Raw genomic sequence first — 13,486 nt, forward strand, 5'->3', positions numbered from 1 at the left:
CAGGGACATGGCAGAGCCGAGGATCTTCGAGTCCGCAGACGAGCTGAAGGCCGCGGTGGGTGAGCAGTTGGGCCACAGCGACTGGCTGGAGATCGACCAGAAGCGGATCGATCTGTTCGCGGACGCCACGGGTGACCACCAGTGGATCCACGTGGACCCCGAGAAGGCCGCCGCGGGCCCCTTCGGCACGACGATCGCGCACGGCTATCTGACGCTCTCGCTGCTCCCCGCGCTGGTTCCGCAGGTGATGCGCGTCGACGGCGTGAAGATGGGCGTCAACTACGGCACCAACAAGGTCCGCTTCCCCGCGCCCGTCCCGGTGGGCTCACGGCTGCGCGCCACCGCCGTCCTCACGGAGGTCACCGAGGCGGGCGGCGGTGTCCAGGTCACGGCCGCGGTGACGGTCGAACTCGAGGGCGGCGACAAGCCGGTGTGCGTGGCGGAGTCGGTGTCCCGCTACTACTTCTGAGCCGGTCAGCAGGGGGCTGAGGCCCAAAGGGACTACGGCTTCGCCCCCACCATCCGCAGCACGAGGTCGGCGTAGAGCGCGCCGACCTCGTCGGGGGTCCTGGGTCCGTTGACGTTGAACCAGCGCGCCACGTCGATGCAGAGCGAGAGCACCGCGAGCGTGGTGCCCGGTACGTCCGGCACGTCGAACTCGCCCGCCGCGACACCGTCCTGAATGATGCCGCGCACGGCGGCGTCGGTCTGGCGGCGCAGGGCCACGATCTCCGCGCGGGCCTCGGGACCGAGCGCGTCGAGCTCGTACTGCACGACGCGCGCGGTGGTGTGCTGCGCGGCATGCCACCGTACGAAGGACCGCACGGCGTCCGCGAGCCGCTCGGCGGCGCTGCCGTCACGCTCCGCGGCGGTCCGCAGAATGTCGAGCGCCCTGTCGTGCCCGATCCGGCTGATCCGGTGGAGCAGCTCTTCCTTGGTCTTGTAGTGGATGTACAGCGCGGCCGGGCTCATGCCCGCGCGGCCCGCGATGTCCCGGGTCGTCGTCGCGTGGTACCCGCGCTCGGCGAAGGCCTCCACGGCTGCGACGAGCAGCCGCCGGGCCGCGTCCGGGGTGACCTCGGCCCACGGCTGCGCCTCGGCGCCGGCCGTCTCCTCCGCCGTACTCATCGCTGGTTCGCCCCTTCCACTGGCAGGGTGACACCATACCCCCGAACCTGAGCGAGCGCTTAGACCGCCCGCTCAGCGCCGCGCGAAACCAGATCAGAGCTTCTCGAAGGGGCTGTAGAGGCGACTGGCCGACTGCGCCTCCTGCTTGTCCCGGATCACCTTCGCCAGCGTGAAGGACGAGGTCACCAGATAGAGGACGGCGATGCCCAGGAAGGAGCGCACCCAGGCGTTGGCGTCCAGCTTGAAGATGCCGATGGCGGTCGCGACGATGGCGACGGCGAAGGAGGCGACCGCCTGGCCGTAGAAGGCGGCGGTGGACTGCTGTCTGACCGGTGTCTCACTCATGGGATCCAGGATCGACCGTGGCCCGCCGAACCGTATCCGCCCGGATACTCAGACACGTACTCAGAAAGCGGAGACCCCGGTCAACGCACGTCCGATGACCAGTTTCTGGATCTGGCTGGTGCCCTCGTAGAGGGTCATCACGCGGGCGTCGCGCAGCAGCTTGCCCACCGGGTACTCGTCGATGTAGCCGTAGCCGCCGAAGACCTGGAGGGCGTTGTTCGCGGCGCGCACGGCGGCCTCGGAGGCGAAGAGCTTGGCCTTCGAGGACTCGGTGGCGAACGGCAGCCCGCGGTCCACGAGATCGGCGACCCGCCACGTCAGCAGGCGCGCCGCGTCCACGTCCACGGCGATGTCGCTGAGCAGTTCCTGTACCAGCTGGTGATGGGCGATGGTCTTGCCGAACTGCTCCCGCTCGGTCGCGTACGTCACCGCCGCGTCCAGCGCCGCCTGGGCTATGCCGACACAGCCGGCGGCCACCGACATCCGCCCCTTGGCGAGCGCTGACATGGCGACGGCGAAGCCCTTGCCCTCCGGCGCGAGCATCGCCGAAGCGGGGACCCGCACGTCCTCAAGCACCAGCTCCGCCGTGGCCTGCCCGCGCAGCCCGAGCTTGCCGTGGATGGTGCGGCGGGACAGCCCCGGCGTGTCGGTCGGTACGAGGAAGGCGGAGACACCCTTGTGCCCCGGGGCGTCGGTCGACCGGGCGAAGAGGAGGACGACATCGGCCCAAGTCCCGTTCGTGATGAACATCTTGGTGCCGTTGATGACGTAGTCGTCGCCGTCCCGCGCGGCTTTCGTCGAGAGGTTGCCCGCGTCCGAGCCGGTGCCGGGCTCGGTGAGACCGAAGCACCCGACGTACTCACCCGAGGTCAGCCCCGACAGCCAGCGCCGCTTCTGCTCCTCGCTCCCCCAGTACGCGATCGTCTTGGCGACGAGGCCCAGCGAGACGGAGACGATCCCGCGTACGGAGGAGTCACCGCGGCCAAGCTCCTCCGTCACCAGGCAGTACGCGAGGTGGTCGCCGCCGCTGCCGCCGTACTCCTCGTCGATCGTGAGGCCGAGGAAGCCGACCTCGCCGAGCTTCTTCGTGAGTGATCGGTCGACGCACTCCGCGCGGTCCCACTCGATGACATGGGGGGCGATCTCGCGGTCCACGAAGTCCTTGGCGAGCTGCCGGACGGCGGTCTGCTCCTCGCTGAGCCCCAGGTCCATGACGAGCCACCCCACTACACTTTAATTAGCACTGCTAGTTTTCGGGTCCAGCCCTACTATGTGCGCCATGGCCCGACCGCGCAAGCCCCTCCTCAGCACCGACCTCATCGTCGACGCGGCACGAGCGTTGGTGGACGCCGAGGGCCTGGCGGCCCTCTCCACACGGCGGCTCGCCGCCGAGCTGGGGGTGAGCGGTCCGTCCCTCTACAACCACTTCCCGACCAAGGACCAGATCCTGGAGGCGGTCGCCGACTCGGTCAGCGCACAGGTCGACCTGTCGATGTTCGAGGACGGCCGTGACTGGCGTACGGCTCTGCACGACTGGGCCGTGTCCTACCGGGCGGCGCTGCGCGACCATCCGAACATCGTGCCGGTCCTGGCGCGGGGGCCCGGGCGGCGGCCTGCGGGGCTCCGGGTTGCGGATGCCGCCTTCGGGGCGATGGTCTCGGCCGGGTGGCCGCCGGCGCAGGCCACGTCGATCGGCGCGCTGATGCGCTACTTCGTCATGGGCTCCGCCCTCGGATCCTTCGCCGGTGGCTTCGTGGACGATGCGGCGGCGTACGATCCCGCGGACTATCCCCACCTCGGGCAGGCGCACCTGCTCGCGGAGCAGCAGGAGAAGATCGATGAGCGGGCGTTCGAGACGGGGTTGAGGGCGTTGTTGGATGGGTTGGCGGTGCGGTTCGAGGGGCTGGGGCGGGGGGAGTGAGGTTTTTGGTTTTCGCCCCCTCCGCCCCTGCCCGTCCCTTGTTTCTGGGGGCTGCGCCCCAGACCCCGCTACGCGGGTTTCAGCCCGTCCGGCGTTTGAGGACGAGGCCGTCCAGGCCGACAGCGGGGGTCTGGGGACGCAGACCCCAGGTACGGGACGGGTAGGGGCGGAGGGGGCGAAAAACCGGCTACCCACCACCCTTCGGCGGGTGCCGAAGTGTTCCCGGCGCATGCTGGACGGCATGACGAGGACGAAGGACCCGGTCGGCCCGGGGCTGGCGGCGCTCGCGGGGCTGATCGCCGATGAGACGCGGGCCGGCTTTCTGCTGGCGCTGCTCGACGGGCGGGCGTGGACCGCCGGGGAACTGGCACGTCAGGCCGGAGTCGCCGCATCGACCGCCAGCGAACACCTCGGCAAACTCGTCGCGGGCGGCCTGCTCACCGAGGAGCGACAGGGCCGCCACCGATACGTACGGCTGGCCGATACCGGCGTCGCGCAACTCGTCGAGGATCTCGCGGCCCAGGTCGCACCGACCGCGGCCAAGCGTCCCCGCACCCTGCGGGCGGCCGGCGCCGGATCCGCCATGGCCCGCGGCCGCACCTGCTACGACCACCTCGCCGGACGCCTCGGCATCACCCTCACCGATGTCCTGACCAGCCGCGGACTCCTTCGGCAGGACACCGGTTTCGCGCTCACCGACGCCGGGCTCCGCTGGTTCGACAGCGCGGGCATCAGCCTCGACCGCGCCGGCCGCCGCCCCCTCGCCCGCGCCTGCCTCGACTGGACCGAGCGCCGTCCCCACCTCGCGGGCACCGCCGGAGCGGCGCTGTGCCGGCATGCGCTGGAGGCGCGCTGGTGCGTACGTATCGGCTCGGAGCGGGCGGTCAAGGTCACCGCCGAGGGCGAGCGCGCCTTCACCGACCTCCTCGGTGTCGAGGCCGCGGCGCTGCACTGAGCTCGACCGCACCAGATGAGCAGGCACGCCGAAGACCCTGCGAGCGGCGTCCGAAATCCGCCAGACCTCGCCTCCGCAGCCCGTCTAGCCTCAGGAGCATGATGACCACCCCGGCCCACGCCCACGCCCCCGCCCGGCGGCCCGACCCGCGCGCCGCGGCCGCCGCAACCGTCACCGTCGTGCTGTGGGCCTCGGCCTTCGTCTCGATCCGGAGCGCGGGTGCGGCGTACTCACCGGGCGCGCTCGCCCTCGGGAGGCTGCTGGCGGGAGCCGTCACGCTGGGCGCCATCTGCCTGATACGCAGGGCGGGTTGGCCACCACGTGCGGCCTGGCGGGGCATCTTCGTGTCCGGGGTGCTCTGGTTCGGCGTCTACATGGTCGCCCTCAACTGGGGCGAGCAGCAGGTGGACGCCGGTACGGCGGCGCTGATCGTGAACATAGGCCCGATCCTCATCGCCCTGCTCGGGTCGCGGCTGCTCGGCGATGCCATGCCGCCGCGGCTGCTCGCGGGGATGGCGGTGTCGTTCGCGGGGGCGATCGCCGTGGGGCTGTCGATGTCCGGCGAGGGCGGTTCCTCCTCGGTCCTCGGGGTCGGTCTGTGTCTGCTCGCTGCCGTCACCTACGCGGCCGGGGTCGTCACCCAGAAGCCGGTGCTCGGCGTGGCGAGTCCGCTCCAGGCCACGACGTTCGGCTGCCTCATCGGGGCGGTGGCGTGCCTGCCCTTCGCGGGGCAGCTTGTCCGTGACGCGGCGGACGCGCCGGTGTCCGCGACGCTCAACATGCTTTACCTGGGGGTGTTTCCGACCGCGCTCGCGTTCACTACTTGGGCGTATGCGCTGGCCCGTACGACGGCGAGTCGGATGGGGGCGACGACGTATGCGGTGCCCGCGCTTGTGGTGATGATGTCCTGGCTGTTCCTGGGTGAGGTGCCGGGGGTGTTGACGCTTGCGGGTGGGGTGTTGTGCCTGGCCGGGGTGGCGGTGTCACGTTCCCGGCCGAGGGCCGCGGTGGTGGATCCTGTGCCGGAACGTGGCTGAGGTTGGACGGGTTTTCGCCCCCTCCGCCCCTACCCGTCCCTTGTTTCTGGGGGCTGCGCCCCCAAACCCCCGCTCTTCGGCCTGGACGGCCTCGTCCTCAAACGCCGGACCGGCTGAAAGAGCTCCCCAGCCGGGGCTGAAGAGTGCCGCCCCCACGGGTGGGTGGGGGATCGGGCACCACCTCGTCCTCAAACGCCGGACGGACTGAAAGATCTCCAGCACCGGACGGGCTGAAGACTGCCGACCGGCGTTGAAAGATCTCCCGCCTCCTGGAATCCCCTAAAAGACCACCACCGCCCGTCCCCCCTTCCCCGCCACCATGTTCTCGAACGCCCCCGGGATCCCCTCCAGACCGATGCGTTCCGTCACCAGTGCCCCCAAGTCCAGTCGTCCCGCCCGGACATGCCCGGCCAATACCGGCAGGTCCCGTGCCGGGTCGGAGTTGCCGTACACGCAGCCGGAGAGTGTCCGTCCCCAGTGGAAGATCTCCAGTGCGTTGAAGGTGACCTGCTGGTCCTTGCCGCCGATGCCGACGACGGTGGTGCGGCCGCCGCGTCGGGTGGAGTCCCAGGCGGTGCGGATGGTCACGGCGCGGCCGGCGCACTCGATGGCGACGTCGACGCCCTGCTTGCCGGTGAGGGCGCGGATCTCGCGGGCGGTGGTGTCGGAGGCGACGACGTAGTCGGTGGCGCCCGCGGCGCGTGCGAGGGGCTCCTTGGCGAGGGAGACGTCGACCGCGACGATTTTGGCGGCGCCGGCGATCCGGGCGGCCTGGAGCGCCGCGAGCCCGACCCCGCCGACGCCGAACACGGCGACGGTCTCGCCCTGTCGGACCTGGGCGGAATGGTGGACGGCACCGTATCCGGTGAGGACGGCGCACCCGAGGAGGGCGGCGTCGGTGAGGGGGATGCCGTCCGGTACGGGGAGTACGCATCCGGCGGCCACGACGGTCTCCTCGGCGAACGCGGCGACGTTCAGGCCGGGGTGGAGGTCACTCCCGTCGGAGGCGCGCCGGGCGTAGACGTCATTCGCGCCGCGCAGCGCGTTGGCGCACAGCCACACCTCGCCCAGCGAGCAGGCATGGCAACTCCCGCAGGATGGCGCCCAGTTGAGGACGACCGGGTCGCCGGGCGCGAGGTGAGTGACGCCGTCTCCGACGGAGACGACGGTGCCCGCGCCCTCGTGGCCGAGGACGGCGGGAACGGGCACCCGCATGGTGCCGTCGGAGAGGGACAGGTCGGAGTGGCAGACTCCGGCGGCGGCCAGCCGTACTCGAACCTGTCCGGGGCCGGGTTCCGGCAGGTCTATCTCGGCGATCTCCAAAGGAGCGCCTACGGCGGGAAGTACGACGGCGCGAACCACGTGCGTGCTCCTGGGTCCTAGAACTGAAAAGACTTGGTCTGGAGGTACTCGGACAGCCCGTGCGAACCGAGCTCGCGCCCCACCCCCGACTGCTTGTAACCCCCGAACGGGGCAAGGGGGTTGAAGCGTCCTCCGTTGATGTCGACCTGCCCGGTGTCGAGCCGCCGCGCGAACGCCACCGCCTCCGACTCCTCGGCCGCCCAGACAGCGCCCGCGAGCCCGTACACCGTGCCGTTGGCGATCCGGACTGCGTCCTCCTCATCCTCGTACCGGATGATCGACAGCACCGGCCCGAAGATCTCCTCCTGAGCGATCGTCATGTCCGGTGTGACGTCGGCGAAGACGGTCGGGCTGATGAAATACCCGCGCTCGCGCGGGTATTCGAGGCCGCCCGCGACCAGTCGGGCGCCCTCCGCGACACCTTTCTCGATGTAACTCCGCACCCGGGCATGCTGCTTGGCGTTCACGACCGGGCCGATACGGTCGCCGTACTTGCCCGCAGCCGCCGCGGCCAACTCGACGGCCCCCTCGTACTGCGAGGTGTGCACCAGCATGCGAGTCCAAGCGCTGCATGTCTGGCCGGAGTTGGACATCACATTGGCGACGCCGACGTTGACGGCCTTGGCCAGGTCGGCGCTCGGCAGGATGACGTTGGCGGACTTGCCGCCGAGTTCGAGGGCGACCCGCTTGACCGCCGCGCCTGCCGCCGCGCCTATCTGCTTGCCGACCGCCGTGGAGCCGGTGAAAGAGACCAGGTCCACGTCCGGATGCTCGGCGAGGGCCTGGCCCGCGACCGGGCCGAGGCCGGTGACAAGGTTGAACACCCCCGCCGGAAGGGCCGCTTCAGCCACCGCCTCGGCGAAGAGCTGGGCGGTCAGCGGGGTGTCCTCGGCGGGCTTGAGGACCACCGTGCAGCCGGCAGCCAGCGCCGGGGCGGCCTTGGCGACGATCTGGTGCAACGGGTAGTTCCAGGGCGTGATCGCGCCGACCACACCAACGGGTTCGTGAAGGACGGTCGAGTTGCCGACCTTCTCCTCGAAGGCGTACACCGCCGCCAGTTCGGCGTACGAACCCGCGACCAGGACCGGCAATCCCACGTGCACCGCCTGCGAGAACGGCAACGGCGAGCCGAGCTCGGCCGTGACCGTCTCGGCGATCTCGCCCTTGCGCGCGACGAGCACGTCACGCAGGGCGGCCAGCTTCGCGGCCCGCACGGCGGGCGGAGTCGCGGCCCAGCCGGGGAAAGCGGCACGGGCGGCCCGTACGGCGTCGTCGATGTCCAGGGCGGTGCCCGCGGGCACCCGGCCGATCACCTGCTCGTCGACCGGATTCACAACCTCGATCGTGTCCGCGCCGGCAGCGGGGCGCCACTCGCCGCCTATGTACATGCCGTCGTGAGCTTTCATTCCCTGTGCCTCCCAGGCAGCGCAGCGTCACCGGCCCCTAAACTAGCGATGTTAGTTTTCCGGCGCCAGGGTGCGGGGAAGCTCAGATATCGCTCTTACGACGCGAGGGCACCCGGCGCCGCACGGGCTCACCATGGCCCGCGGCCCCCGGCTTCGCGGGTGAGCGCAGCGCGATCCCCGACGACACCAGCAGCAGCGCGCCCAGCATCACGAACGGCGCGGCCACCCCCGCGACTCCGGCGACCAGACCCGCGGCGGCGGGCGCGGCGACCTGGCCGAGCCGGTTGCCGGTCAGCCGGAGGGCGAGGGCTGTGGAACGGGCGTCGTCGGGGGCGGCCTGGACCACCGTCGTCATCGACAGCGGCTGACCGACGCCGAGACAGAACCCGAGAGCCAGGAGCATCGCGGCCAGTGCCCAGACCGGCACCGGCAGCGCGATGCCCGCGCACAGCACGCCCGCCGCCAGACAGGTCACGGTGAGCAGTGCGGTCCGGCCCAGGAGCCGCAGCATCGGCGTCATCACCAGCCGACAGGCGATCGTCGCCGCCGCGCGCAGGCTCAGCAACAGGCCGACCACGGACGGCGCGATCCCCCGGTGCTCACCGACGACCGGCAGATACGCCGTGAGAATGTCCGTCGCGGACAGCACGGCAAGGCTGATGAAGATGCCCTCAGGGACACCCCGGGTGCGCAGTATGCGGTTCACGGGGACGCGGTCGCCTTGTGCCGTACGGGACTTGGCCGGCGTACGGTCCTCGATGCGCCACAGCGAGGTGAACGAGACCGCCGCGACCCCACCGGCGACGAGCAGGGCCAGGGCGCTGGTGCCCGCCATGTCGGAACCGCCGATGAGAGCGCCCGCGGCGATCGGGCCGACCAGTTGGCCGAGGGAGGCGCCGATGGTGAAGTGGCCGAAGTTACGGTCCTGTTCGTGCGGCGCGGACTGCCGGGCGACGATCGACTGGGCGCCGATGACGAAGCAGAGGTGGCCAAGGCCCATCACTCCGCTCCACGCCGCCATCGCCGTGAGCGAGTCCGCCCTGCCGCTGAGGGCGCAGCCGCCCGCGATGAGAATCACGCCGACGGGCAGCAGCGGGGCGCAACGGCCGTGGTCGGTGCGGCGGCCCAGCGGCACCGCGGCGAAGAGCGGCAGCAGCGCGTACACACCCGCGATCACGCCGATCGCGCGCTCGTCGGCGCCGAGGGCGAGGGCCCGGTAGGAGACGGCGGGCCGCGCCATCGACACCGCTCCCTGGGCGAAGCTGAAGGCGATGACGAGGCGCAGCAACCAGCCGCGGTTTCCACCGGGGCTCACAGTGATCCTCCATCCGATCACGAGCGACGGACGTCCGTGCGTTGGCGTCTGCCGGGCGTCAGATGATGCCGAACAGAAGTCCCGCCCCCAGCACCACCAGTGAAGTGAGCGCCGCCCACTTCACCACGAACCTGGTGTGGTCGCCGAACTCGACCTTCGCCATGCCGACGAGGACGTAGACGGCGGGGACCAGCGGGCTCGACATGTGCAGCGGCTGGCCGACGAGGGAGGCGCGGGCGATCTCCAGGGTGGAGACGCCGTGGGCCTGGCCCGCCTCGGCGAGGACCGGGACGATACCGAAGTAGAAACCGTCGTTCGACATGAAGTACGTGAGCGGGATGCTCAGGACGCCGGTGACGAAGGCCATGTGGGGGCCCATGCCGTCCGGGATGTTGGAGACCAGCCACTCGGCCATGTGGTCGACCATGCCGGTGCCCTGGAGGACGCCGGTGAAGACGGCGGCGGCGAAGACCATGCCGGAGACGTTGAGGACGTTCTCGGCGTGGGCGCCGAGGCGGGCCTTCTGGTCGGGCATGTGGGGGAAGTTGACGGTGAGCGCGAGGGCGGCGCCGAGCAGGAACAGCACCGGGATCGGCAGCAATTCCATGATCATGGCGGTGAGCAGGGTGAGCGTGAGCAGGGCGTTGAACCAGTAGAGCTTGGGCCGCAGGGTGGCGCGGTTGGGGTCGAGGACGGCGAAACCGTCGTCGTCCTCGGGCTCGTCGGCCTCCGCGTCCGTGCCGGAACCCGAGCCGCCGGTGCTCAGGGCCTTCTTGCCGAGGTCGACGGGGCCACCAGTGCCGGAACCGGCACCGGACCCTGCGCCGACCAGCACCGTCTCGGCCTCCTGCGGCTCCAGTACCTCCTCCAGCGTCAGCATGCCCAGCCGCGTGCGCTCGCGGCGACCGAGCACGTACGAGAGCACGAAGACGGCCAGGAGGCCGACGGCGAGGGCCGGGATCATCGGGACGAAGATGTCGCTGGCGTCGACCTTGAGGGCGGTGGCGGCGCGGGCGGTCGGGCCTCCCCAGGGGAGGGTGTTCATCACGCCGTTGGCCATGGCGGCGACGCCGGTCATCACGACGAGGCTCATCTTGAGGCGTTTGTACAGCGGGTACATCGCCGAGACCGTGATCATGAAGGTGGTCGAGCCGTCGCCGTCGAGGGAGACGATCGCGGCGAGCACGGCCGTACCGACCACGATGCGCAGCGGATCGGCCTTGCAGAACTTCAGGATGCCGCGCACGATCGGGTCGAAGAGCCCGACGTCGATCATCACTCCGAAGTAGACGATCGCGAACATGAGCATCGCCGCGGTGGGGGCGAGGCTGGTGACGCCGTCGATGACGTAGTCACCGAGCTTGGCGCCCTTTCCGACGAACACGCAGAAGAGCGCCGGAATCAGCACGAGCGCCGCGATCGGCGACATCTTTTTCAGCATGATCAGGACCAGGAAGGTCGCGATCATGGTGAAGCCGAGGATGGTCAGCATGAGTGGATACCTAACGTTCGCCCTTGAACTCCCACCTGGGACGGCGGTGCGTGTGACGTTAGGTCGGGTGCGCAAGTCTTAACAAGACGTTGACACGCGAGCAATAAGCGCAAAACTCCAGGTCACAGCTTTGCTCAGGTCACAGGCGTCAGCTCCACGGGTACGCCGTTGAGGACGGCGGTCCCCGACAGGGGGTCGAGGAGGCTGCCGTCGAGGAGCTGGTTGACGTTGACTCCGGGGTCGAGCGCGGCGTGGCTCATCCGGGTGCCGGGGCGGTCGTGTCCCCACCCGTGCGGCAGGCTCACCACCCCGCGCCGTACGGCGTCTGTGACTTCGGCGGGGGCTGTCACCTCTCCCCCGGCGCCCTTGACGCGGACAGCCGAGCCGTCGCCGATCCCGAGGTGTTCGGCGTCCTCGGGGTGGATGTGCAGGGTGCAGCGGTTGGTGCCGCCGGTGAGGGAGGGCACGTTGTGCATCCAGCTGTTGTTGGACCGCAGGTGGCGGCGGCCGATGAGCACGAGGGCGGAGGGACGCTCGCGCAGGGCGTCCCGCAGCCGGGGAAGATCGTCGGCAATCGGCCCGGGCAGCAGCTCGATCTTCCCGCTGCGGGTCTTGAGCGGCTGCGGCAGCCGCGATCGCAGCGGCCCGAGATCGATGCCGTGCGGCTGCGCGAGCAGTTTCTCCAGGCTCAGCCCGTCAGGTCGTACGCCGAAACCGTCGCCGTAGGGGCCCAGGCGGAGCATCATGTCGAGCCGCCGCTCGGGGCCGTTGTCGCCGGTGAGTTGTGCGGCGAGTTCCTGCGGGTCGCGGCCGTGCACCGGGGAGTGTGCCTCGGTGACGGACTTGCCGAGTGTGCTGTCGATGACCATCGCGTCCACGGCGGACGGGTCGGCGCCGTGCATGCCGGTCGCGGCCAGGGTCAGCCGGGCGAGGATCTCGGTCTCCGCCATGCGGCCGACCTCCAAGGGGACGGCGGCGCGGGTGTAGCGGACCTGGTTGCGTACGGCGAGGGTGTTGAAGGCGAAGTCGTGGTGGGCGCTCTGCGAGGGCGGGGGCGGCGGGAGTACGACGTGTGCGTGGCGTGAGGTCTCGTTCAGGTACGGGTCGACGCTGACCATGAAGTCCAGCGAGCCGAGTGCCTTGTCGAGGCGGTCGCCGTCGGGTGCGGAGAGTACGGGGTTGACGGCGACGGCGATGACCGCGCGGATCGGTTCGCCTTCGTCGGCGGCGGTGTCGATCTCTTCGGCGAGGGCGGCGATCGGCAACTCGCCCTTGGCTTCGGGATACCGGCTCACCCGCGAGTGCCAGCGCCCGAGCGCGAACCCGCGGCCGGGGCCTGCGGCCCGGGGTGTCCTGTCGGTGGCGGCCTGCGGGAAGAGGGCGCCGCCGGGCCGGTCGAGGTTGCCGGTGAGGATGTTGACGATGTCGACGAGCCAGCTGGTCAGGGTGCCGTGCGGGACGGTGCAGCTGCCGATGCGGCCGTAGACGGCGGCGGTGGGCGCGGCGGCGAGTTCGCGGGCGAGCGCCCTGATCGTGTCGGCGGGGACGTCACAGGCCTCGCTTGCCGCCTCGGGAGTGAAGTCCCGTACGGCGTGGGCGAGTTCGTCGATGTCCTGGACGTGCGGGGTGAGGTCGCCGAGCGCGACGAGCTTCTCCTCGAAGAGGACGTGCGCCATGGCGGCGAGCAGCAGCCCGTCGGTTCCGGGCCGGATCGCCACATGCCGGTCTGCGAGTTTGGCCGTACGGGTCCGTCGCGGGTCGATGACGGTCAGGGTGCCGCCGCGCGCCCGCAGCGCCTTGAGTTTGCCGGGGAAGTCGGGGGCGGTGCACAGGCTCCCGTTGGATTCCACGGGGTTGGCGCCGATGAGCAGGAGGTGGTCGGTGTGGTCCAGGTCGGGCACCGGGATCGCGTTGGCGTCGCCGTACAGCAGGCCGCTCGACACGTGCTTGGGCATCTGATCGACCGTGGAGGCGGTGAAGACGCTGTGGGTGCCGAGGGCGGCGAGCAGGACGGTCGGGTAGAGGGCACCGGCCATGGTGTGCACGTTCGGGTTGCCGAGGACGACGCCGACGGCGTGCGGCCCGTACCGCTCGACGACGGGCCGCAGCCCGGCGGCCACCGCGTCGAAGGCCTCCTCCCAGGTGGCTTCGCGCAGCTCGCCGTCCTCGCGTACCAGGGGGGTGCGGAGCCGGTCCGGGTCCCCGTCGGCCGCCCCGAAGGAGGCGCCCTTCGGGCAGATGAACCCCTTGCTGAACACGTCGTCGCGGTCACCCCGGGCGCCGGTCACCCGGGTGCCCTCGATGGTGAGCGTCAGCCCGCAGGTGGCTTCGCAGAGGGGGCAGATCCGCAGGGCGGTGCGGGAGTCGGGGGTGGTGCCGGTGGTGGTGCCGGTGGTGCGGGACACGGGGTCCTCCCGGAGGACGGTGGCAGCGTTGGCACACGGACTGAGGCCGAGCATACCGACCGGTATGCATGGAGGGGAGGGCCCGCGGGGGTCAGGTCGGAAATCCGCGTGCGGTGCACC

At 70.7% G+C, this 13,486-nt stretch carries 12 protein-coding genes; 4 read left to right on the plus strand and 8 right to left on the minus strand.

What is annotated here, in order from left to right:
* Positions 1-7: 7 nt before the first annotated feature.
* Positions 8-469 (plus strand): MaoC family dehydratase, encoded by a 462-nt coding sequence (locus tag AB0N66_RS17300; protein WP_365434926.1) that lies wholly within the window; start codon positions 8-10, stop codon positions 467-469.
* A 32-nt stretch (positions 470-501) separates the two neighbouring features.
* Here AB0N66_RS17300 and AB0N66_RS17305 read toward each other — a convergent pair whose 3' ends face one another.
* The 3 genes from AB0N66_RS17305 to AB0N66_RS17315 all read right to left on the minus strand — a co-directional run bounded on the left by AB0N66_RS17305 (position 502) and on the right by AB0N66_RS17315 (position 2,685).
* Entirely contained in the window at positions 502-1,128 is a 627-nt protein-coding gene (locus AB0N66_RS17305) for a TetR/AcrR family transcriptional regulator (protein WP_365434929.1), read from the minus strand.
* Between the two features lie 93 nt (positions 1,129-1,221).
* A complete protein-coding gene (locus tag AB0N66_RS17310; RefSeq protein WP_365434932.1) occupies positions 1,222-1,473 on the minus strand; it encodes a YiaA/YiaB family inner membrane protein in 252 nt (83 codons plus the stop codon).
* Between the two features lie 60 nt (positions 1,474-1,533).
* Positions 1,534-2,685: an acyl-CoA dehydrogenase family protein gene (locus AB0N66_RS17315; protein ID WP_365434935.1), complete on the minus strand. Its 1,152-nt coding sequence runs from the start codon at positions 2,683-2,685 to the stop codon at positions 1,534-1,536.
* A 67-nt stretch (positions 2,686-2,752) separates the two neighbouring features.
* Here AB0N66_RS17315 and AB0N66_RS17320 point away from each other — a divergent pair, with 67 nt between their 5' ends.
* From AB0N66_RS17320 to AB0N66_RS17330, 3 genes are all read left to right on the plus strand, one after another.
* Positions 2,753-3,394: a TetR/AcrR family transcriptional regulator gene (locus tag AB0N66_RS17320; RefSeq protein WP_365434938.1), complete on the plus strand. Its 642-nt coding sequence runs from the start codon at positions 2,753-2,755 to the stop codon at positions 3,392-3,394.
* A 229-nt stretch (positions 3,395-3,623) separates the two neighbouring features.
* Positions 3,624-4,349, plus strand: coding sequence for a winged helix-turn-helix domain-containing protein (locus tag AB0N66_RS17325; RefSeq protein ID WP_365435275.1), 726 nt, complete (start codon positions 3,624-3,626; stop codon positions 4,347-4,349).
* Between the two features lie 101 nt (positions 4,350-4,450).
* The gene (locus tag AB0N66_RS17330) at positions 4,451-5,386 is read left to right on the plus strand and encodes a DMT family transporter (protein ID WP_365435278.1); all 936 of its coding nucleotides are present in this window, start codon (positions 4,451-4,453) and stop codon (positions 5,384-5,386) included.
* 279 nt (positions 5,387-5,665) lie between these two features.
* Here AB0N66_RS17330 and AB0N66_RS17335 read toward each other — a convergent pair whose 3' ends face one another.
* From AB0N66_RS17335 to AB0N66_RS17355, 5 genes are all read right to left on the minus strand, one after another.
* Positions 5,666-6,748, minus strand: a complete 1,083-nt coding sequence (locus tag AB0N66_RS17335) for a Zn-dependent alcohol dehydrogenase (protein ID WP_365434941.1) — start codon at positions 6,746-6,748, stop codon at positions 5,666-5,668.
* 17 nt (positions 6,749-6,765) lie between these two features.
* Complete coding sequence (locus AB0N66_RS17340) at positions 6,766-8,154, minus strand: aldehyde dehydrogenase family protein (RefSeq protein WP_365434944.1); 1,389 nt, start codon at positions 8,152-8,154, stop codon at positions 6,766-6,768.
* A gap of 82 nt (positions 8,155-8,236) precedes the next feature.
* Positions 8,237-9,469, minus strand: coding sequence for an MFS transporter (locus AB0N66_RS17345; RefSeq protein WP_365434947.1), 1,233 nt, complete (start codon positions 9,467-9,469; stop codon positions 8,237-8,239).
* A gap of 58 nt (positions 9,470-9,527) precedes the next feature.
* Positions 9,528-10,961, minus strand: coding sequence for a citrate:proton symporter (locus AB0N66_RS17350; RefSeq protein ID WP_365434950.1), 1,434 nt, complete (start codon positions 10,959-10,961; stop codon positions 9,528-9,530).
* 134 nt (positions 10,962-11,095) lie between these two features.
* Complete coding sequence (locus tag AB0N66_RS17355) at positions 11,096-13,366, minus strand: molybdopterin oxidoreductase family protein (RefSeq protein ID WP_365434953.1); 2,271 nt, start codon at positions 13,364-13,366, stop codon at positions 11,096-11,098.
* Between the last annotated feature and the right edge of the window lie 120 nt (positions 13,367-13,486).

Source organism: Streptomyces sp. NPDC093544, from assembly GCF_040683495.1.
Taxonomy (GTDB): domain Bacteria; phylum Actinomycetota; class Actinomycetes; order Streptomycetales; family Streptomycetaceae; genus Streptomyces.

Coding starts and splice junctions, on each gene's coding strand:
- AB0N66_RS17300 (WP_365434926.1), top strand. CDS start 8: ATGGCAGAGCCGAGGATCTTCGAGTCCGCAGACGAGCTGAAGGCCGCG.
- AB0N66_RS17305 (WP_365434929.1), bottom strand. CDS start 1,128: ATGAGTACGGCGGAGGAGACGGCCGGCGCCGAGGCGCAGCCGTGGGCC.
- AB0N66_RS17310 (WP_365434932.1), bottom strand. CDS start 1,473: ATGAGTGAGACACCGGTCAGACAGCAGTCCACCGCCGCCTTCTACGGC.
- AB0N66_RS17315 (WP_365434935.1), bottom strand. CDS start 2,685: ATGGACCTGGGGCTCAGCGAGGAGCAGACCGCCGTCCGGCAGCTCGCC.
- AB0N66_RS17320 (WP_365434938.1), top strand. CDS start 2,753: ATGGCCCGACCGCGCAAGCCCCTCCTCAGCACCGACCTCATCGTCGAC.
- AB0N66_RS17325 (WP_365435275.1), top strand. CDS start 3,624: ATGCTGGACGGCATGACGAGGACGAAGGACCCGGTCGGCCCGGGGCTG.
- AB0N66_RS17330 (WP_365435278.1), top strand. CDS start 4,451: ATGACCACCCCGGCCCACGCCCACGCCCCCGCCCGGCGGCCCGACCCG.
- AB0N66_RS17340 (WP_365434944.1), bottom strand. CDS start 8,154: ATGAAAGCTCACGACGGCATGTACATAGGCGGCGAGTGGCGCCCCGCT.
- AB0N66_RS17350 (WP_365434950.1), bottom strand. CDS start 10,961: ATGCTGACCATCCTCGGCTTCACCATGATCGCGACCTTCCTGGTCCTG.